Raw genomic sequence first — 20,672 nt, 5'->3', positions numbered from 1 at the left:
CCCTATGTTTAAAGACTTAATACTTTAATATGACCTTATATTAAGAATATATGAGGTTAAAAATGAATGAGTTAATTGATTTACTAACAGCAGTGTCAGGTTTGATTATCAGTATTGCGATGTTAATTAAGGCAACTAAAATATGAGAATTACCATAACAAATAAGGATTAAGGTGTTGCGTAGCCAACACTAAATCCCAAGTGTTGAACAAGCCCGAAGCCACTTTGTTAAGTAAATTGTACGATTGAACTTGAAGGGCACATCGGTTTGAGGCTTTTCTCAAAGCGAGCGAGGCCAAGATAAGATTGCGATAGCAATCTTATCAATCAGTTAGCCATTTTTCGTTTCTTTCTTCGTCACCGAGTTTATTGAGTGTTCTTGCCCAATAATGTGCACCACCACACGCTTCAACGCCTATACGCATGAGAGGCATATTTGCTATTGTAGTCAGCAGTTTAGAGCGAGTTACTGACTTATGAAGTATGACCTTACCATTTTGGTCTACGGCATGAAGACCCAAGTGGTTTTTAGCTAGGTCGATACCGCAGAAATAAGAATAATCAGACATGGTGCCTCCGGTGCAATTAAGTACCACATCAGTGTGGCAGCTCCTCGGGAGGGGGAATCCATGTCATTCGTTAGTTTGCTTCAAAGAATAGGGAAGTATCATGGAAGAAAAACGAGTAAGCATGAGACCAGCAAAACCGAATGAATTGGAATTAATTCATGCTTTAGTAACTTCAAACGACGCATGGACTAAGTTTAATGGTCCGTATTTTCCTTATTGTCACCCTTCGTTAAAGCAGTTTGAAAAGTCTTCGTTTCAACGGTTGTTAAGCGGTTTAGATTTACAGTTAATCACTGTCGATGATAACCCGATAGGAACAGTCAGCAGTTACTGGGAATGTGAAGAAACTCATTGGCTTGAAGCTGGTGTGGTAATCTACGATTCAAATTATTGGGGTCAAGATATCGCCGCTTTGGCTCTTCCTCAATGGATCTCTTACTTGTTCAAAAATAACAGAATCGAAAGGGTCGGTTTGACAACATGGTCAGGTAATCCTCGCATGATGTCTCTGGCGTTGAAGTTGGGCTTTCAGCAAGAAGCGAGGCTAAGAAAAGTACGTTATTATGAAGGCGAGTATTACGATTCAGTGAAATATGGGGTGTTGCGTTCGGAGTGGCAAGAACGCAACTAACAAATAAGGATTAATGTGTTGCGTAGCCAACACTAAATCCCATGTGTTGAACAAGCCCGAAGCCACTTTATTAAGTAAATTGTACGATTGCATTTGAAGGGCTCATCGCTTTGAGGTACTTCTCAAGACGGGCGAATCCAAGGTAAGGTTGCGATAGCAGTCTTATCAACCAGTTAGCTTTCTTTCGTCGTCAGATCTCCTCTGATTTCATCAATGCCATTCTCCTTATTATCAATGCCTTTCGGCTAGGTGGATAGGCTCATTCCGAAACTCGCCATGTATTGGTCTTACTTTTATAGCTAAAAGTGACTGTGTCTTCGGTGAGATACTAGCGTCATGCCCCCGTTGATTGAGTGTTCTTGCCCAATAATGTGCACCACTACACGCTTCAACGCCTATACGCATGAGTGGAATATTTGCTATTGTAGTCAGTAGTTTAGAGCGAGTTAGTGACTTATGAAGTAAGATTTTACTATTTTGCTCTACGGCATGAGGGTAAAATGGCTTTTAACTAAGTCGATACTGCGCAATTAAGACTAATCAGACATGGTACCTCAGGTTCAATTAAGTACCACATAAGTGTGGCAGATTTTCGGTAGGGGGAATCCATGTCATTCGTTATGAGTGAACAGGAGTTTCAGTGGCTGTATATTTAGATTCAATAAAAGTTTCACCTAGAAGAGATATGTTAAAAGTCATAGATGAATACTCAATGTCATCAGATAGTGTCAGTCTAACTGATGATATTCGCTTCAAACTAGTAGAAATATTGCCATTGGGTTCGGTGTCTGAAGATAGTTTCGCTGAAAACGATATCGCTCTAGTTGTTCGTGTGCCATTTCATCGAAGAGGGACGTTATTGTTTGGCTTCGGAGTAATCTTAGGTTGGCGTCCTCTAGTGACAATAGAGTTTGATGTTATTTCTTTGGCTAGCGGTGAGACAATTGAAACATTGCGTTCAACAAACAAGCTTAGTTGGAGTGGGTATATTAGAGGTCTCCTACGTTTGAACTCAATCATTCATATTAAGCCAGAATTTGGGTTTGCAGACCTTGAGCCACTTATAGAACAGTCTGTATGGAGCCTTTTGAAGGAGATTCAAACTAAGTACTCATAACAAATAAGGATTAAGGTATTGCGTAGCCAACACTAAATCCCAAGTGTTGAACAAGCCCGAAGCGACTTTATTAAGTAAATTGTACGGTTGGGTTTGAAGGGCGCACCGCTTTGAGGCTTTTCTCAGGCGAGTGAGGCCAAGATAAGGTTGCGATAACAATCTTATCAACCAGTTAGCTATTTTTCGTTTCTTTCGTCGTCACATCTTCTGTTGTTTCGCCTGTACAATTCTCCATATACCGTTCCTGCGCAGAAATTGCCAAATTTGATCGGTTCTATTCTTCGATGAGTAACATCCAAACCAAGGTTGTGGTGCTAGTTCCCATTTTTTCTCTATGTGACGAAAAGTCTTTAGCTCTCTATTTTTTGTGTATGCGTTTTGTAAAGGCTGTAGTGTGGTAAAGAGCTTTTATCTATCGTTGCGTAAGACATTATCTAGCCAGGATAGTTTGAAGAGCTGTGTTCTTACTGTGTCTGATAACTGCACAATCGATAACGTGTAAATAATGTTATACAGGGTGTTTTAAATATAAAACACAAAATAAATTGCGTTTTTTTTTAATTAGTGATTGAAACTGTGGTTTTTACTAGTTAAGTTACAGGGAACAAGAAGATAAATGCTGATGGAAAGTGACGTGAGATAACGTGCATTCAGCCTCAAGGATAGAAAATAGGAAGAAGTAAGCAATGTTCCAGACTGATGATGTAAGAATTAACAAAGTAAAAGAGTTATTACCACCTGTTGCTGTTTTAGAAAAGTTTCCAGCGACAGAAATTGCTTCTTCTACAACCTTTGAAAGCCGCAAAGCGATCCACAATATTTTAGAAGATAGCGATGATCGCTTGCTTGTTATTGTTGGCCCATGTTCTATTCATGATACAGAAGCTGCTCTAGAGTACGGTAAACGTTTGAAAGTGCTACGCGACGAACTAGGCGATAACCTTGAAATCGTAATGCGTGTTTACTTTGAAAAACCACGTACCACTGTTGGCTGGAAAGGCCTAATCAATGACCCGTACATGAACGACACATTTAAACTAAATGACGGTCTTCGTCTAGGACGTAAGTTACTACTTGACCTAACTGATATGGGAATGCCTACGGCGAGCGAATTCTTAGATATGATCACGCCGCAATACGTTGCCGATCTAATCAGCTGGGGCGCAATTGGCGCACGTACGACAGAATCTCAAGTTCACCGTGAACTGGCTTCAGGCCTATCTTGCCCAGTTGGCTTCAAGAATGGTACGGATGGCAACATCAAGATCGCAACAGATGCAATTCGCTCTGCAAGCGCTTCTCACCACTTCTTGTCGGTAACTAAATACGGCCACTCAGCGATCGTTGAAACCGCAGGTAACCCTGATTGTCATATCATCCTACGTGGTGGTAAAGAGCCAAACTACAGTGCAGAGCACGTTGGTAAGATTAAAGAAGAGCTAGAAGCTTCAGGTCTTCCACAGAAAGTGATGATTGATTTCAGCCACGCGAACAGCTCAAAGCAGTTCAAGCGCCAAATGAACGTTTCTGATGACGTAAGTGCACAGATCTCTGGTGGTGATAAAGCCATTTTTGGTGTGATGATTGAATCTCACCTAGTTGAAGGTCGCCAAGACTTAGTTGACGGTAAAGCGGCGACGTACGGTCAATCTGTTACTGACGCATGTATTGGTTGGGAAGATACTGAAACAGTACTTCGTCAACTTGCCGGTGCTGTTGAAGCCCGTCGTAACAAGTAATCTAATTATTCAGCCAGTCGCCAAGCGGCTAAAAATTCAAAGCCCTTATTAGCAATCGCTAATAAGGGCTTTTTTGTGGTTCTTAGTTGTAAACGGAAAGTGCCTTGGACTCTTAAATGAGAAAAGACAGTAGCTCGTCGACTTTAAGTGATAGCAAAGCTCTATCTTGTCTGGTTTCTACATTAAGGCGTATTAATGGCTCGGTATTAGACTTTCTTAAGTTGAAGCGCCATGTGCCCATATTCATGCTGAGCCCGTCTGTGTGATCGATCTCAACGGCATCAACTTGATAGTGCGACAACACATAAGCCTTGACTTGTTCTGGGTCTGAAACTCTGCGATTGATCTCTCCCGAAGAAGGGAATCTATCCATACTCGAACTGGTCAACTGATGAAGAGATTGTTGAGTCTCACCGATTAGTTCAATCACTAAGAGCCAAGGAATCATTCCTGAATCGCAATACCCAAAATCACGGAAATAGTGGTGCGCACTCATTTCACCACCGTACACTGCGTTTAATTCTCGCATCTTCTCTTTGATGAGCGCATGCCCAGCTTTGACTGCAACAGCCTCCCCACCAAGCTTATTGGCGACTTCAATTGTGTTCCATGTCATACGCATATCGTGCAACACTGTTGCGTTAGGCTCTTTTAACAAAAATGCTTCAGCGAGCAACCCGACAATATAGTAACCCTCAATATAATTGCCTTTTTCATCAAAGAAAAAGCAGCGGTCAAAATCACCATCCCACGCAATTCCTAGATCGGCCGAATGTTCTAGCACAGCATTTCGAGTCGCTATTTGGTTTTCTATAATCAATGGATTGGGAATACCATTTGGAAAATTTCCGTCAGGAGTATGGTGAACCTTGATGACGGTGATAGAGGCACTGAGTTCGTTAAGTTTCTTCTCCAAAGCATCAATGACATGTCCTGCGACACCGTTCCCTGCGTTCACCACAATTTTCATAGGTGAAAGCTCAGAAGGAGATATATAAGAGAGTAGGTGGTCTACATAAGGGGCGAGAATACTGGTCGATCTACTAGAGTTACTTGGTTGTGCATGAACGAACGGTAAATTGCAGTTCAGTTCTTGATTGAGTATTTTAATGCGTCGTTTGATTTCATCTAACCCACTGTTTTTACTTATCGGGCTAGCGTCCAAGCCGACCAATTTCATTCCGTTGTAATTAATTGGGTTATGGCTTGCCGTAATTTGGATTCCGCCAATGGCGCCAAGGTGGCGAGTTGCAAAGTAGACTTCTTCAGTCCCTGTCATTCCAAGGTCAACGACGGTTATTCCAGACTCGATTAAGCCTTTGGTCATGGCTTCTTGTAATGAAAGGGACGTTTCTCGGTTATCACGACCAATCACCACTTGAGCCAAGCCATCGAATGAGGCTTCAGGTGTCGTGGATAGGGCGTATTCTCCAAATGCTTTGCCGAGCAGGTAGGCAAAGTACCCATTGATTTGGTCACCAATGATGCCGCGAATATCGTTGTTCTTAAAGCAGTTAAGGTCTAATGTTGGTTTCACTTGATTGTCGCCGCTTTATTTCGATTTGTTGTTCTGAGACGAAGAAGCTTGTTGGTTTCGAACGTCTCGCCCATAGCTGTCTTGATATCGAATGATATCGTTTTCACTTAAATGACTACCGGTTTGTACTTCGATCATTTCGAGAGGTGAGTCTCCAGGGTTCTCAAGGCTGTGGATATGGCCTAGTGGAATGTAAGTGGATTGATCTTCTTCGACGAGATACGTTTTCTCATCGTTGGTTACTTTCGCAGTACCTGCCACTACAACCCAATGCTCCGCTCTATGGTGATGCATTTGCAACGAAAGCCTATGGCCAGCGTTGACTGTAATGCGCTTCACTTTGTCTCGTTTGCCTAGATCGATCACGTCGTATTTACCCCAAGGCCTAAAGACCTCGCGATGATGGACATGCTCCGTTCGACCAGCCTGATTCAGTTGGCTAACAATCGACTTAACACTTTGAACTTTGTCTTTGTTCGCAACCAATATTGCATCTTTGGTTTCGACAATAATGAGGTTTTCGACGCCTACCGTCGCGACAAGCTTATTCTCCGCATGGATGTAGTTGTGTTGAGAGTCGACGGTTAACACATCGCCCTCAATGACGTTGTTGTGCTCATCCTTATCACTGACATCCCAGATAGCAGACCACGAACCAATATCATTCCAACCAACGTCCATCGGGATCACTGCGGCGTGTGAGGTCTTTTCCATCACGGCATAATCGATAGAGTCACTTGGGCTATTTTTGAATGCTTCTGCGTCGATACGGACAAAGTCGAGGTCGGTATTTTGCTTTGAAAGAGCTAACTGACAAGCCGCTAATATTTCTGGGTGGTGTTGAGAGAGTTCTTCAAGGTAGCGGGATGCCTTAAACATGAACATGCCGCTGTTCCACAAGTATTGCTCTGAACGTATGTATTCTTCTGCAGTTGCTTTATCAGGCTTTTCAACGAAGCAATCAATGGCATAGGCGTGATGTGTTGACTGCTCTGTAATGCGTGAGTCAGCTTGAACAAGAGGGGAAATCGGTTCTCCCTGCTTGATATAGCCATAACCCGTTTCTGGCGCGTTGGGTGTTATGCCGAATGTCACCAGTTTGCCTTGCTTCGCGTAATCAACACCACGACTGATCACTTGTTGGAATTCAGAGGTGTTAGCGATGTGATGATCAGCAGCCAGTATTAATAAGATCGGGTCTGATGCATCCTGCTCATTATTGGTTGATTTGCCTAAGGCTTGTAATGCCGCTAATGCGATGGCTGGAGCCGTGTTTCGACCGACAGGCTCTAGCAGAATACCACTATGTTGGATGTTAGCCGATCGAGCTTGTTCAGCGGCAATAAAGCGGTGTTCTTCATTACAGATAATGAATGGAGCTGCGCACTTGCTATCCGTTAGATAGTCCTCAAGACCTTGCAGGCGTTGAAGTGTTTGCTGAAGCATCGACTGTTCGCCAGCAATATTGAGAAATTGCTTAGGGTAAAGTTCGCGAGACAGAGGCCAGAGGCGACTTCCGGAGCCGCCAGCTAGGATCACAGGTAAAATCATAGAGTGGTAATTAGGTGTATTTGAATACTGGCGCCATGTTACCACGCTTCACTCTGTTTATTTATCGATAACCAGTTTACTTATCAATAACCGACTTACATATCAATAACCGACTTACTTATCGATAACCCATCGACTTAACGACAAGCTATAAACGATAAGCAATATAGATGTGCTTCTTAATGGCCTTCTGAGTTGGAAAAGACCATACCTTGAGCTTCGCCAAAATCTTGAGGATCGATCTTGAGTGTTTGTGTTGGGAAGGCGATATCAGCATTGTGCTTATGAATAATCGCCAACACCTGCAGCAGGACATCTTGCTTAACTTCGTGGTATCTCACCCAGTTAACCGTTTTGGTGAAGGTGTAGATAAAGAAATTAAGGGTTGATGGACCAAACTTATCAAAGTTAACGATCAGCGTCTGTTTTGCATCAATGTCAGGGTGTGTTTCGAGCATGGATCTAACTTCATCAACAATTAGAGCCAGCTTGTCTGCATCTTGATAACGAAGCCCGAAGGTTTCATTGATTCTGCGATTCAACATTCTTGATGGGTTCTCCACCACAATGTTACTGAATACCGAATTTGGCACGTATAAAGGTCGCTTATCAAAAGTGCGAATGATGGTCATGCGCCAGCCAATGCGTTCGACAGTACCTTCGATTTGGCGGTCTGGTGAGCGTATCCAATCACCGACTTTAAAAGGACGGTCGAAGTAAATCATCATGCCGCCAAAGAAATTCGACAGTAGATCCTTTGCTGCCAAACCGACGATTAAGCCACCCACACCACCGAAGGTGAGTAAGCCAGATAGGCTCAGACCAAATGCCTGCATGATGGTCAGGCCGCCCATCACCATAAAGAACAAGCGAGCGACTTTAGCGATAGCTTGTACTGTGGTTTCGTCTCTGGTTTTTTGTTCTAAGACGTACGCTTCAGTGTTGGTGATCATTCGCAAGGTAAACCAAACGAAGGTACAGATAATCAATATGTGCTTAAGTGTTTTTAACCAATTAATTTCATTACCAAACTGGTCTTGAAGAATCAAGCCAACAGACACGGTAGCAGGCCAGCACCAAAGCAACGTACTGACAGGTGTTTTTAAGGCCTCTAGCAGTAGGTCATCCCAATGAAATTGGGTTTTTTTGACCAAGATTTCCAGGCGATTATGGACAATTCGCCAAGCGACCCAAGCGAAAAAACTCGCAATAGTGATGAATAGGACGCTATTTGCCCAATCGCTATGGCTCTGGTTGATGTAGGTTTGTACTTGGGTTATGAATTCATTCATTGTGTGTACTGCCGCAGAAATTATGGGTTAGAAATTAGCAGAAATCACTTTTGTTCTCTACCTTTATAAATCAATCGATTAGCTGACAATTGTATCTCTATATGGATATATAGTCGTTTTTTTGTATGAAGACAATTTTGTTATTTGTTTTCGATGCTACGTAGCTTTGTAAGTGGAGTAATAAATGAGTGACAAACAATATGCAGTTATCGGCTTAGGGCGTTTTGGGTTATCTGTATGCAAAGAGCTACAAAGTTCAGGGGCGCAGGTGCTCGCTGTCGATATTGATGAGGAGCGAGTGAAAGAAGCGGCTAATTTTGTTTCACAAGCGATTGTTGCGAACTGTACGAGCGAAGAGACAGTTAAAGAACTAAGGCTGGACGATTACGATATGGTGATGGTGTCGATTGGCTCTGATGTTAACTCCAGTATTCTAACGACGCTAGTGGTAAAAGAATCAGGCGCAAAAGCCGTTTGGGTGAAGGCGAACGATAAGTTTCACGGCAAGATTCTTTCTAAGATTGGTGCCGATCATATCATCATGCCCGAACGAGACATGGGTATTCGCGTTGCGCGTAAAATGTTGGATAGACGCGTTCTTGAGTTTATCGACCTTGGCAGCGGTTTAGCGATGACGGAAATTGTTATTGGTTCTAATTTTTTGGGTAAGAAGCTTGGTGACCTTAAGCTGTGCAAAGAAAATGGTGTTGAGGTACTTGGTTTCAAGCGAGGCCCGAACCTAACTAAAGCACCTGAACTGGATGTGAGTTTAGAAATTGGGGATGTGGTGATCATCGCTGGGCCGAAAGAGACCTTATCTAGAAAGCTACGCAATTGGTAATTGGTAATCGGTAAGTAAGGTAACAGTATGAATTCGGTAAAACGAAAAGGTACTTTCTACACCCTTAAAAGTGATAAGAAGCAACGCAAAGGCTCTGAACCTAAGATTATCCTTACGAGCTTCTTAGGTGTTCTTATCCCCTCAGCAATCTTGCTGACGCTGCCTGTGTTCTCGGTGACAGGGCTAAGCTTTACGGATGCACTGTTTACTGCCACGTCAGCGATCAGTGTGACAGGTTTAGGTGTTGTCGATACTGGTCAGCACTTCACCTTGGCAGGAAAAATCTTACTGATGTTCTTGATGCAAGTTGGTGGGTTAGGGCAGATGACCCTGTCTGCGGTACTGCTCTATATGTTTGGTGTCCGATTAAGCCTTAAACAACAAGCATTGGCAAAAGAAGCATTGGGGCAAGATCGTAAGATTAACCTTCGTAAGTTAGTGAAGAAGATCATCATCTTTGCATTGGTGGCGGAGTTTGTTGGGTTTGTGCTGCTCTGTTTCCGTTGGGTTCCAGAAATGGGATGGGCAACGGGAAGCTTTTATGCACTCTTTCACGCTATATCTGCATTCAATAACGCAGGTTTCGCGCTGTTCTCAGACAGTATGATGAGTTTTGTTGATGATCCTTTGGTGATCTTTACCTTAGCGGGCTTGTTCATCTTTGGTGGACTTGGTTTTACAGTCGTCGGCGACTTATCGAGTAACTGGCGTAAAGGTTTCCAACACTTGCATTTACATACCAAGATTATGTTAACAGCGACACCAGCGCTGTTGTTGGTTGGTACGGTGATGTTTTGGTTGTTGGAGAGGAATAACTCAGCGACTATGGAAGGGTTATCGGCACAAGGTCAGTGGTTAGCGGCATTTTTCCAGTCTGCGAGTGCTCGTACCGCTGGTTTCAATAGTGTCGATTTGTCTCATTATACGCAACCGGCATTATTGGTGATGATAGTACTGATGTTGATTGGTGCTGGTTCGACTTCCACTGGTGGTGGTATTAAGGTCTCGACTTTCGCGGTTGCGTTTGTTGCAACTTGGACATTCTTGCGTCAGAAAAAGCATGTCGTGATGTTTAAGCGCACCGTGACTTGGCAAGCGGTAACAAAGTCATTGGCCATTATTGTGGTCAGTGGAGCGCTATTAACCACCGCGATGTTTTTGTTAATGCTCACTGAGCAAGCCGCGTTTGACCGCGTGATGTTTGAAGTGATTTCTGCCTTTGCGACGGTCGGACTGACTGCTGGGTTAACCGCAAACCTAACTGAACCCGGGAAATACATTATGATTGTGGTTATGGTAATCGGACGTATTGGCCCTTTGACTTTGGCGTACATGTTAGCTCGTCCAGAACCTTCTTTGTTGAAGTACCCAGAAGATACGGTGTTGACGGGCTAATAATGTTAACGGGTTAATAATGCTAACAGGCTAGGATTTATAGTTCTTGTTAGCGTGTTAGAAAACAAAGCCAGCGATATGCTGGCTTTGTTGTTATAGGTGTAGCTCTAATTTCTTAGCACTTAGCCTTCGAACATTTCAATATATTCTTCGTAGCCTTCTTCAGCCAATTTATCTGCTGGGATAAAGCGCATAGCGGCTGAGTTCATGCAGTAGCGTAAACCTGTTGGCTTTGGGCCATCTTTAAATACATGCCCTAGGTGAGAGTCACCAAATTTACTGCGAACCTCTGTTCTTGGGTAAAGCAGCTTGTAGTCAGTAGTCGTTACGACATAAGCCTCGCTGATTGGCTGTGTAAAGCTCGGCCAACCTGTACCTGATTTGTATTTGTCTTTTGAAGAGAACAAAGGCTCACCCGTTACGATATCAACGTAAATACCTTCTTGCTTGTTATCCCAGTATTTGTTGTCAAATGGGCGCTCTGTTGCGTCGTCTTGTGTGACATCGTATTGCAGTGAAGTTAGAGATGCTTTGATCTCTGCATCAGACGGCTTGGTGTATGTTTTAGCATTAGCTGTCGCATTTTTGTCATCGATGATTTGGCGGATCGTTTTCGGATTTTCTTTTCTATCATCACCGAAGATTTTATCTAGGTACTGATCACGACCAGAAGCGTAGCGGTAGTAGTTATAACGAACCTTGCTCTTCTTGTAATAATCTTGATGGTATTCTTCTGCTGGCCAGAATTTTTCAAACTTAATCAGCTCTGTTTTTAGTGGCTCACCAAAGACCTGAGCTTTGTCTATTTCCATCATGAAATTCTGAGCAACGTCTTTTTGCTCTTGGTTATGATAGAAAATAGCAGGTCGGTATTGAGGACCTCTATCTACGAATGAGCCTTTATCATCGGTAGGATCGATGTGTCTGAAGAATTGGTCAAGTACCTGCTCATAGCTAACTACATCTGGATTGTAAGTCACGTTGATCACTTCGATGTGTCCAGACTTACCCGAGGAAACTTGTTTGTAGGTTGGATTTTCTAATTCACCACCGGAATAACCAGAGATAACGTCGGTGACGCCGGTCAGTTTTTCTAGGTCGGATTCTGTACACCAAAAACAACCACCAGCCAGTGTCGCGATTTCACTTTTACCTGAATCCATCGCTTTATCCATTGTATTGGCAGTGCCAGTCTGGCTTACAAATAGCGAAGTCAGTGGTAATGCAACCACGAGTGATACCAATATTTTAGATAATTTATTCATAGATACCTCATCTTGACGTTTTTCTCATTCGATTTTGAATGTACGAATAGAGACAGGGTTTAGATGGAAAAAATTACACTATTCATGAAAAAAATATCTCAAACAGAAAATCTTGCTCATAAATGCTGCCAGTAGTAGGGTGTCCATTATTGATATAATAGATAATGATGGCGGTTTCCGTACATCTAAGGAACAACATGCAAGCAGAAGTTAAATGGGTCGAAGGCTTTAAATTCCTAGGTCAATCTCAATCAGGTCACTCTGTCGTTATGGATGGCAGTGGCGGTGCTACCGCGCCAAGCCCTATGGAAATGGTGCTAATGGCTGCTGGCGGTTGTAGCTCTGTTGATGTGGTTGATGGCTTGAAATCTGCAGGCCAAAACATCACGGGCTGTAATGCAAAGCTTGAAACCACACGTCGTGAAACGGCGCCAAAAATCTTTACTGTGATTAACATTCACTTCGAAGTGTCGGGTGAAAATCTTGCTCCTGAGTTGGTTGCTAAGGTCTGTGCGGATTCATTAGAAAAGTACTGTTCAGTATGCTTAATGCTGGGTGCTGGTGTAGAGATGACCCACAGCTGGGAAATAGTCTAGTCTCTGATTGTACAGCTTGGCAGTAGACTGATTTTTACGGCTTCTACTTATAGCTGATGGCATATGGGGAGAGCCTGATAAAGAAAAGGGCGGAGCACTTGAAAGTGCTCCGCCCTTATTATTTTAATTAAGGTAGAGTGCTATTATTCAGCAGTTTCTACGATAACTTCTTCCATTTGCGCTTTTTCTTGGTATTCGAAGCTTGGGATCGTTGCGTCAACACGACGGTTTTGCGCACGACCTTCAGCTGTAGCGTTTGATGCTACAGGGTTTTCTTCCCCTTCACCTGAAGCTGTAATGCGGTCCGCTTCAATGCCTTGCTCTTCAATGTATGCGGCTACAGCAGCAGCACGCTTCTTAGATATCATCATGTTGTACTCTGCCGCACCTGTTGAATCAGTGTGACCAACAACATTAACTGATGATTGAGGGTGAGCTTGCAGTACTTCAACTAATGGCATTAATGCAGATTTGCCTTCTGAAGATAATTCAGTGCTGTTTGTCTCAAACATACCTTGAGAGAAGCTTTCAGTTTTCGCTTTAGTAACCACAACTTCTTCTTCAACAACAATGACTTCTGGTTCGGCAATTGGCTCTGCAGGAGCCTGTGTTATAACGGCTGCAGAAGCGGCTGCTGCTGAAGCCGTTGTGTTACCTGTACCAAAGTTGTAGCTAAGGCCAACGGTAACAAGGTTAGAGTTTAAGTCTTGCACGAATTTATCATCGAAATCATCGAAGTATTGATATTCAACACGCAGTGCCCAGTCTTCAGCAAATTGCTTTTCAGCACCGATACCAAGAGACAATACTACGTCATCTTCGTCATCGTGCATGATGTAAGCTGGGCCGGCTTTGAAGAAGATATCAAATTTTTGTTGGATAGCGAGTCGATACATAGGGCTCAGAGAGATAGCGACGATTGAATCACTATATTGCTTCAAAGTTCCTGTGCTATTAAAGCTTGTATCGTAGTCTCCTAGGTAGTCTGCGCTCAGTTCAAGAGCAAACTTGTCAGAAAAGTTGTAGCCACCGTAAAGGCCACCAGCAACAGAGTCATCTTCGCATTTAACGCCATCGACACAGGCACTATCTAGCCAACCCATGCCCACTTTTGCACCAACATAAGTGGTTGCAGCAATAGAAGGAGCTGCCGCTAAGCCGGAAGCTGCGACGACAGCACACATGATTTTAGAAAGTTTTTTCATAATCTTATCCTTGGATTAATTTTTATTGTTATCTGAACTGACCTGTAAAGCGATAACTTACTGGCTAAGACACTGCGACCGTAAGTAAATCAAGGCGTTGATTCAGGTAGAGCTTTTAAAGTACTACTAATATATTGTTAGTCTGATTGCGTATGATAGTCAATCAGATTGTTGGTATTCATAGTTTTCAAAGCGCTATTTATAGCTTTTTTGTTGATCAATTGTTGTCTTAAATGTTGGAAACAATGAAACCTCGTATCATTTTAAGGCGGTACGAGGTTTCATCTTTTTGTGTGAACGGATTATATGGCTACATAGTCTGAGTTGTAGGGTGGAGCGGAGCTTTAGCTGTTACGGGCGCTCACCGGCTAACAAACGCTTTTCGATATCTGCAATCACTCTAGGTAAGTCGGCGATGGTATCGATCAGGTAGTGCGGGTTTGATTTGTTTAGCTTAATGCTTGCTTTTTCTCGCGCAGCTGCAAGTGTCGCTTCGTCGGCATCCACATATTCTTGGTAGGTTAAGCCGGCTTCGTTCCCTGATAATACAAGGCCTACCGTCCACATACCCGCGTTGTGACCTTCATCGATACCCGGTGCAGCGTCATCCACTTTCACACACGCAGCGACGTTCGTCACACCTAGGTCAATGACGTTTTTAAGTGCCATGAATGGAGCAGGGCGACCGCCTTGCGGTAAGTCGTCAGTTGCAACTACGTTGTCAGGAAGATAACCGTAATCTGCTGCAGCTGGAATTAGTACGTCCATCACCTCTCGTGGGTAACCAGAACAAGAGCCGATTTTTACGTTCTTTTCTTTTAAGTTATTCACGACTTCAATCGCGTTTAAAATTGGTGCTGCGTGGTCTGCTACTTTTGCTTTCTGAAGAGGCATGAATGCCGCGTAGATCGCATCAACGTCTTCACTGGTCATCGAGCGTCCGAATTGAGCATTCCAACGAGCGTTAACAGCTGGGATTCGACCAACTGCTTGGATGTGGTCCCATTTGCCGATCCCCATGGGTTCTCGCGCTTCTGCTAAGTCGATATCAAAGTCGAAACCTTGTCTGAATGCTTCAACGAAAATACTGGTTGGAGCAAATGATCCAAAATCAACGATAGTGCCAGCCCAGTCAAAGATAACCGCTTGGATAGGTGATGTTGTGTTCATAATAGTATCCTATTTTTGTGTCGCTCCCAGTGCAAAGTTCTGGGAGGACGAATGATTGTTTTAGGTTATTGGTCTAAATGTTGATTTAAAGAATGAATTAAAGGTATTCAAAGTCTTTGCAGACTTTTGCTATCGCTTTTTCGAATACAGACAGAGCGACTTCTAGTTCGCTGCGACTGATGATCAATGGTGGGCTCAACTGAATCACATTACCTTGTGATACCTTAAAACTCAGGCCATCGTTTAGACACTGGTAAAGCACGGCTTCTGCTTCATCGAAAGCTCGGGTTTTGGTGATGTGGTCAGTGACCAACTCCACCCCCCAGAGCAGGCCGATGCCGCGAACATCACCAATGGCTGGGTACTTCTCTTTCATTTGAAGCAACTGTTCACGCACGAATGCGCTGTCCGCTTGTACTTTTTCAAGTAAATTTTCTTGCTCAATCACTTCCATGGTCGCGAGTGCTGCCGCACAACCAATTGGGCTTTTCTCGTGGGTGTAGTGACCAAGAGATACTTGCGCTGCCGTGTTGTATTTGTCTTTAGTGATCATGGCTGCGATTGGTACTAAGCCGCCGCCAAAACCTTTGCCGATACATAGGATGTCAGGTTCGATATCAAACGCTTGGTGAGTGAACCACTCGCCACTGCGACCCATACCGTTTGGAATGTCGTCGATGATCAACATGACGTTATGCTTATCACAAATCTCACGGATGCGCTTCCAGTAAGCTTTGCTTGGTACTTGCACGTCTGTGTTACGAACCGCTTCTGCAATGAAGGCTCCAATACCGCCTTCTTTTTCAATCACGTACTCTAGGTAATCCGCATAATGCACATCACATGCGGTCTCGTTCGCATCGCCGGAGTTTTGCCCGCGAAGCAATAAAGAGTCATTAAGCGGGAAAGCACCACGATAAGAGACTGCTGGTGGAATACGTTCTACACCAGCCATTAACGGCCCCATACCCTCGCGAAAACAAGCTTCACCACCCACTGAAATTGCATCGAGTGACGCGCCGTGGAATGAATCCCATAGCGACACTACTTTGAAGTTGTTGGTGACATGTCGAGCCAGTTTGAGTGCCATGCCGATCACAGATGTACCACCCGGAGCAAACAACACGCGATTCAAATCACCACCGCAGATCTGTGTGAGTTTCTCAGCACACTGAACCGCAGTTTCATTGGTGAAGCGACGTGGTGAAAATGGCAACGACGCCATTTGCTGAGTCACTTTATTAATAATGTGTGGGTGGCCGTAACCTAGTTGATGAACATTATTCCCGTGAAAGTCCATGTACTTCTTGCCAGTAGCATCTTGAATGTAGATGCCTTCAGCGGTTTCAAGAGTGTCTAGGCAAGGTGTTGACATGGCTTGATGAAGAAACACGTCAGAGTCACGCTTTAACATTGCTTGAGTCGTATCATCGTTTAGTGATTCGTTCCATTTTTCGCGTGCTGGCGTGGTGTTCACATCGCCTTCGCTTCGAAAGTGTGTGGCCTTTAGAATCGGCTCTTGATTGGTCGTCGTCATTATTTGATATTCCAGTACATAGCGTTTTTCACTGCGCCAATGAGGGCTTCAATGTCAGAAGGGTAAACCTCACCGATGTTGCCGATACGAAAGCAGTCTGCGTTTGAAACCTTGCCCGGGTAAATCACAAACCCTTGTTCTTTCAAACGGTCATAGAACTCCTTGAATTGGTAATCACTATGAGTTGGAGAATAGAAAGAGGTGATGATAGGTGAATGAACGTCATCATTAAGCAGCGGTTCAAAGCCAAGAGAGCGCATACCTGCAACCAATGTGGTTTGGTTGGTTTGGTAGCGGTTATAACGAGCTTCAATGCCGCCTTCTTGTTCCAATTCAAGTAGAGCTTGGTAGAAAGCGCGCACTGTATGAGTCGGAGAGGTGAAGCGCCATTTACCATGGTTGCTTTCCATGCAGTGCCACTGGTCAAACAGGTCAAGGCTTAATGAGCGAGCTTGGCCTTTACACTTATCGAGATCTGATTGCTTTGCAATAACAAAGCCGAACCCCGGTACGCCTTGAATGCACTTGTTTGAAGAGCTGATCATGTAGTCGATGCCTAAGTCAGCAATATCCATAGGGATGCCACCAAAGCTAGACATAGCATCAAGAATGACGGTTTTGTTGTGCTGTTTTGCCAATTTGGAAATCTCTTCAATTGGATTAAGCATGCCAGTGGTGGTTTCACAGTGGACAATCGCCACGTGAGTAATGTCTGAATCCATGGCCAATGCCGTTTCCATTTCGTTCAAGTCAGGCTGTGATGTTTCACCTGGGGAAACGACATGGCATGGAATGTTTAAATATTCGGCGATTTGAGCAATACGAGCACCATACGCACCGTTATCAACCACAAGAAGCTTACCGCTGTTAGAGATAACGCTACCGATTGTTGCTTCAACTGAAGCGGTGCCGCTGCCTTGCATTAATACACTTGTATATCCCGCCTGCTTAGTCGCCAAAGTCACAAGCTTGCTACGAATCACTTCAACAACGTCTTTGTTGTATTCATCATCCCAAGTACACCAATCTTTTAGCATCGCTTGGCGAACGGTTTCAGAAGTAGATAGAGGACCCGGTGTCAGCAGTAAGTATTCGTTTCTCATGTTTAATTCTCGTGATTTGTATTTTGGACTATACCAATATTTGCAGTTACTTTAACAACCAATTTAAACGGTCGTAAATAGCCCAAACGTTATTTTCACAAAAGCTTCATATTCAAATTTGTCACTTGTGTTGAGAAATTTTCCGATCTTGAAATTGCCATTTTTTGTTCATTTTATCGTCATAAAAGCCAGTTAGCTTAATACTCGAAATCTGGTTCATACCAATTTAAAGGTGTGTGCTAACAACCTAAATGAATTTATGGATATAGAAGCCTCTAGATGGAGCTTCTAGCCTTAACAACTTTAACCTTGGCAATTCCTAACCTTGGCATCGGGCCTGACTGGAGAAAATGATGAAAAACCGTTTTATGAAAGGATCACTTGCAGCATTAATTACTCTATTAGCTGGTAATGCTTATGCAGCACAGGAAGTGACGGTTTACACCGCTTTTGAAACTGACATTTTAGCGAAATACAAAAACGCATTTGAAAGTGAAAACCCAGACATCAACATCAAATGGGTTCGTGATTCAACTGGGATCATGACGGCAAAATTATTGGCCGAGAAAAACAACCCTCGTGCTGAAGTAGTATGGGGTCTTGCGGGCTCTTCTATGGCTTTGCTTAAAGAAGAGGGCATTCTCAAGCCTTATACACCTCAAGGTGTAGAAGCACTGCGTTCAAACCTCAACGATCCGCAATCTACTCAAGCTTGGTATGGCAATGACGCATTCTTCAATGCGGTTTGTTTCAACGAAGTAGTTGCTAAGCAATTGAACCTACCTGCACCTAAATCTTGGGATGACCTAACGAAGCCTATCTACAAAGGCCACATTGCAATGCCAAACCCAGCGTCTTCTGGTACGGGCTACATGCAGGTTTCGGCTTGGTTACAAAACATGGGTGAAGACCAAGGTTGGAACTACATGCAGAAGCTAGATCAAAACATTGCTCATTACACGCACTCCGGTTCGAAGCCATGTGTTCAAGCGGGTATGGGTGAAGTGGCTATCGGTATTTCTATGGCGAGCCGCGGCGCGAAGCTGAAGACTCAGGGCGCGCCACTTTCTGTGATTACGCCTGAAGGTATCGGTTGGGAATCTGAAGCGGTAGGTCTTGTTAAGCCTTCAGATGCAGCACAACGTGTTATCGATTGGTCTATCTCTAAAGCAGCGAATGAACTTTACATCGAAATGTACCCAGTTGTTGGACACCAAGATGTTACAGGTAAAGCAGAAAACTTCCCGAACGTAGAGAAGAACATGGCAAAAATGGACTTCGCTCGTATGGGCAGTGAACGTGCAGATGTTCTGAAAACATGGTCTGAGAAGTTTGACGCTAAATCAGAGCCAAAATCTTAATCTGACGAGCTATTCAGTTAATTAGAAGTTAGAAATCAGTAAAGGAAGGCTTCGGTCTTCCTTTTTTAGTTTTACGCCTTTAGGTTTTAAGTAAGGTACAACAAATGAAAAAGCACTACTCATATTGGTTCAAGCAAGCATTGGAACAGGAATTTGGCAGCATCAATGCTGGGCTAGAATCCGCCAAACCGCTTCAAAAAGACGTTAACTGTGATATCTCCATTGTCGGCGGTGGTTACACCGGTTTATGGACGGCGATTTTAATCAAACAACAACAGCCTCAAAAGCACGTTGTAGTGATTGAAAAAGGCTTGTGTGGCAGCGGTGCTTCTGGCGCGAACGGCGGGTGTATGCTGACTTGGTCAACCAAATATCCAACGCTGAAAAAACTCTATGGAAAAGAGCAAGCCAAATGGCTGGTTAAGGAATCTGAAAAAGTCATTTACGAGATCGAAGCGTTCTGCAACGAGCATAAAATCGATGCGCATCTTTATAGAAGTGGCACTTACTACACGGCAACCAATGAATCTCAAAAGGGCGGAATGAAGCCTGTCGTTAATGAGTTGGTCAAGCAGGGTATCAACAGCTGGAAGAAGTGCGATCAGTCATTGCCTGATAAAGCTGGGTCGGATCGTCATATTGAAGGTTATTACTCGGAAGCTGCTGGTAGCGTTCAGCCAGCGTTATTGGCGAGAGGCTTACGCCGCGTTGCGATCGAATTGGGTGTCGAAATTTACGAAAATACAGAGATGACCTCTCTTGATTACGGCTCGCCAGCTCGCGTCCAAACTAAGGGTGGGACGATAACTTCCGATAAAGTGATCTTAGCGCTCAATGCATGGATGCTCGATCACTTTAAAGAGTTCAAACGCAGCATAGTGGTTGTTTCTTCAGATATGGTGGTGACCAAGCCTATTCCTGAAAAGCTCAAGCAGTTTGGTCCAGAGAAAGGGGCAGCGGTGGTGGATTCGCGTATCTTTGTCCACTATTACCGAGATACCCAGGACGGACGACTCATGTTGGGCAAAGGCGGCAATAAATTCTCGTTTGCGAATCAGGTTGAAAGCATGTTCAACCAAACGACTAACTACCTACCGATTCTCAATCAATCTTTCCAGAAATTGTTCCCTAAACTGGAGCAGAATGAATTCGATTACAACTGGTCGGGCGGTTCTGACCGATCCGTCACAGGATTGCCATTTTTCGGTAATCTAAAAGGCCAAAACAACATCTATTATGGGCTCGGTTACTCAGGTAATGGTGTGGCTCAAACTCGCATGGGAGGCAAAATTTTGTCTTCAATGGTGTTAGGAGATGATAACGAATGGACACGTAGTGGTTTAACTAGCGGTCCACGAGGCTATTTCCCGCCAGAGCCATTCCGTTGGGTTGGGGCAATGATGGTTAGAGATGCTGTTCGAAGAAAAGAGAACGCGGAAGATTCTGGTAACACGCCATTGTGGCTGGATAAGCAATTGGCAAAGCTCGCGGGTGCGGCAGGTAAAGCCGACAAGGTTGAATCATAAATAAGATTTAAATTAGAGGTACACACTAAGGCTCTCAGTGACTAATGGGCTAGTCATTGAGGGCTTTCTGAACTAACTTTTAATGCCGATTAAATAGCAATCTTTAATGCTTATTATTTCTGCAATATAACTGTCATTTAGCTTCTATAAATTTGTCACTCAACTGCAATATTCAAAGTTTAAATTTGGTATATACCATTTAAAGAGTGCTGTAGTATGAGCATCCAAACTTATTTG

General features: G+C 43.7%; 16 protein-coding genes and 2 pseudogenes. 8 read left to right on the top strand and 10 right to left on the bottom strand.

The features are described from left to right. Positions 1 to 347 precede the first annotated feature (347 nt). A pseudogene (locus AB4232_RS12720) lies at positions 348 to 569 on the bottom strand (IS110 family transposase); the annotation flags it as partial. Between the two features lie 100 nt (positions 570 to 669). On the opposite strand from AB4232_RS12720, the gene AB4232_RS12715 reads away from it, so the two are divergent. Next, positions 670 to 1,200: a GNAT family N-acetyltransferase gene (locus tag AB4232_RS12715; protein ID WP_372087249.1), complete on the top strand. Its 531-nt coding sequence runs from the start codon at positions 670 to 672 to the stop codon at positions 1,198 to 1,200. 324 nt (positions 1,201 to 1,524) lie between these two features. On the opposite strand, the pseudogene AB4232_RS12710 reads toward AB4232_RS12715, so the two are convergent. Next, positions 1,525 to 1,730, bottom strand: a pseudogene (locus tag AB4232_RS12710) (IS110 family transposase); the annotation flags it as partial. A 110-nt stretch (positions 1,731 to 1,840) separates the two neighbouring features. On the opposite strand from AB4232_RS12710, the gene AB4232_RS12705 reads away from it, so the two are divergent. Together AB4232_RS12705 and aroG are read left to right on the top strand one after the other, a co-directional pair. Then, a complete protein-coding gene (locus tag AB4232_RS12705) occupies positions 1,841 to 2,317 on the top strand; it encodes a hypothetical protein (protein ID WP_102257517.1) in 477 nt (158 codons plus the stop codon). 686 nt (positions 2,318 to 3,003) lie between these two features. Further along, the gene (gene aroG, locus AB4232_RS12700) at positions 3,004 to 4,056 is read left to right on the top strand and encodes a 3-deoxy-7-phosphoheptulonate synthase AroG (protein ID WP_012600346.1); all 1,053 of its coding nucleotides are present in this window, start codon (positions 3,004 to 3,006) and stop codon (positions 4,054 to 4,056) included. A gap of 112 nt (positions 4,057 to 4,168) precedes the next feature. Here aroG and AB4232_RS12695 read toward each other — a convergent pair whose 3' ends face one another. The 3 genes from AB4232_RS12695 to AB4232_RS12685 form a co-directional block, all read right to left on the bottom strand. Then, positions 4,169 to 5,593: a phosphomannomutase CpsG gene (locus AB4232_RS12695; protein ID WP_372087248.1), complete on the bottom strand. Its 1,425-nt coding sequence runs from the start codon at positions 5,591 to 5,593 to the stop codon at positions 4,169 to 4,171. Positions 5,594 to 5,608: 15 nt separating this feature from the next. Then, positions 5,609 to 7,144: a mannose-1-phosphate guanylyltransferase/mannose-6-phosphate isomerase gene (locus AB4232_RS12690; protein WP_029223993.1), complete on the bottom strand. Its 1,536-nt coding sequence runs from the start codon at positions 7,142 to 7,144 to the stop codon at positions 5,609 to 5,611. 179 nt (positions 7,145 to 7,323) lie between these two features. Continuing rightward, positions 7,324 to 8,436, bottom strand: a complete 1,113-nt coding sequence (locus AB4232_RS12685; protein ID WP_372087247.1) for a mechanosensitive ion channel family protein — start codon at positions 8,434 to 8,436, stop codon at positions 7,324 to 7,326. A 184-nt stretch (positions 8,437 to 8,620) separates the two neighbouring features. On the opposite strand from AB4232_RS12685, the gene AB4232_RS12680 reads away from it, so the two are divergent. Next, positions 8,621 to 9,277 carry a TrkA family potassium uptake protein gene (locus tag AB4232_RS12680; RefSeq protein ID WP_017079662.1) on the top strand — a complete coding sequence of 219 codons (657 nt, stop codon included), beginning with the start codon at positions 8,621 to 8,623 and terminating at the stop codon, positions 9,275 to 9,277. Positions 9,278 to 9,304: 27 nt separating this feature from the next. Next, complete coding sequence (locus tag AB4232_RS12675; RefSeq protein ID WP_135441849.1) at positions 9,305 to 10,672, top strand: TrkH family potassium uptake protein; 1,368 nt, start codon at positions 9,305 to 9,307, stop codon at positions 10,670 to 10,672. A 122-nt stretch (positions 10,673 to 10,794) separates the two neighbouring features. Here AB4232_RS12675 and msrB read toward each other — a convergent pair whose 3' ends face one another. After that, the gene (gene msrB / locus AB4232_RS12670; protein ID WP_135441847.1) at positions 10,795 to 11,937 is read right to left on the bottom strand and encodes a peptide-methionine (R)-S-oxide reductase MsrB; all 1,143 of its coding nucleotides are present in this window, start codon (positions 11,935 to 11,937) and stop codon (positions 10,795 to 10,797) included. A 197-nt stretch (positions 11,938 to 12,134) separates the two neighbouring features. Here msrB and AB4232_RS12665 point away from each other — a divergent pair, with 197 nt between their 5' ends. Next, positions 12,135 to 12,533, top strand: coding sequence for an OsmC family protein (locus AB4232_RS12665; protein WP_135441845.1), 399 nt, complete (start codon positions 12,135 to 12,137; stop codon positions 12,531 to 12,533). 143 nt (positions 12,534 to 12,676) lie between these two features. On the opposite strand, the gene AB4232_RS12660 is transcribed toward AB4232_RS12665, so the two are convergent. The 4 genes from AB4232_RS12660 to phnW form a co-directional block, all read right to left on the bottom strand. Continuing rightward, positions 12,677 to 13,738, bottom strand: a complete 1,062-nt coding sequence (locus AB4232_RS12660; RefSeq protein WP_009845636.1) for an OmpA family protein — start codon at positions 13,736 to 13,738, stop codon at positions 12,677 to 12,679. Between the two features lie 351 nt (positions 13,739 to 14,089). Then, entirely contained in the window at positions 14,090 to 14,908 is an 819-nt protein-coding gene (gene phnX / locus AB4232_RS12655) for a phosphonoacetaldehyde hydrolase (protein WP_012600354.1), read from the bottom strand. 97 nt (positions 14,909 to 15,005) lie between these two features. Further along, positions 15,006 to 16,445, bottom strand: coding sequence for an aspartate aminotransferase family protein (locus AB4232_RS12650; RefSeq protein WP_372087246.1), 1,440 nt, complete (start codon positions 16,443 to 16,445; stop codon positions 15,006 to 15,008). Then, positions 16,445 to 17,548 (bottom strand): 2-aminoethylphosphonate--pyruvate transaminase, encoded by a 1,104-nt coding sequence (gene phnW, locus AB4232_RS12645; RefSeq protein WP_372087245.1) that lies wholly within the window; start codon positions 17,546 to 17,548, stop codon positions 16,445 to 16,447. The genes AB4232_RS12650 and phnW overlap by 1 nt, the downstream gene beginning before the upstream one ends. Positions 17,549 to 17,898: 350 nt before the next feature. Here phnW and AB4232_RS12640 point away from each other — a divergent pair, with 350 nt between their 5' ends. Both AB4232_RS12640 and AB4232_RS12635 read left to right on the top strand, forming a co-directional pair. Continuing rightward, the gene (locus tag AB4232_RS12640) at positions 17,899 to 18,909 is read left to right on the top strand and encodes a putative 2-aminoethylphosphonate ABC transporter substrate-binding protein (RefSeq protein ID WP_135380809.1); all 1,011 of its coding nucleotides are present in this window, start codon (positions 17,899 to 17,901) and stop codon (positions 18,907 to 18,909) included. 104 nt (positions 18,910 to 19,013) lie between these two features. Further along, positions 19,014 to 20,435 carry an FAD-dependent oxidoreductase gene (locus AB4232_RS12635; protein ID WP_372087244.1) on the top strand — a complete coding sequence of 474 codons (1,422 nt, stop codon included), beginning with the start codon at positions 19,014 to 19,016 and terminating at the stop codon, positions 20,433 to 20,435. The last annotated feature ends 237 nt before the right edge of the window (positions 20,436 to 20,672 follow it).

The sequence above is a fragment of the Vibrio sp. 10N.286.46.A8 genome (genome assembly GCF_041470165.1).
Lineage (GTDB): Bacteria > Pseudomonadota > Gammaproteobacteria > Enterobacterales > Vibrionaceae > Vibrio > Vibrio tasmaniensis_A.
The sequence above is the reverse complement of the archived record's forward strand: the minus strand, read 5'-3'. Positions and strand labels throughout refer to the sequence as shown.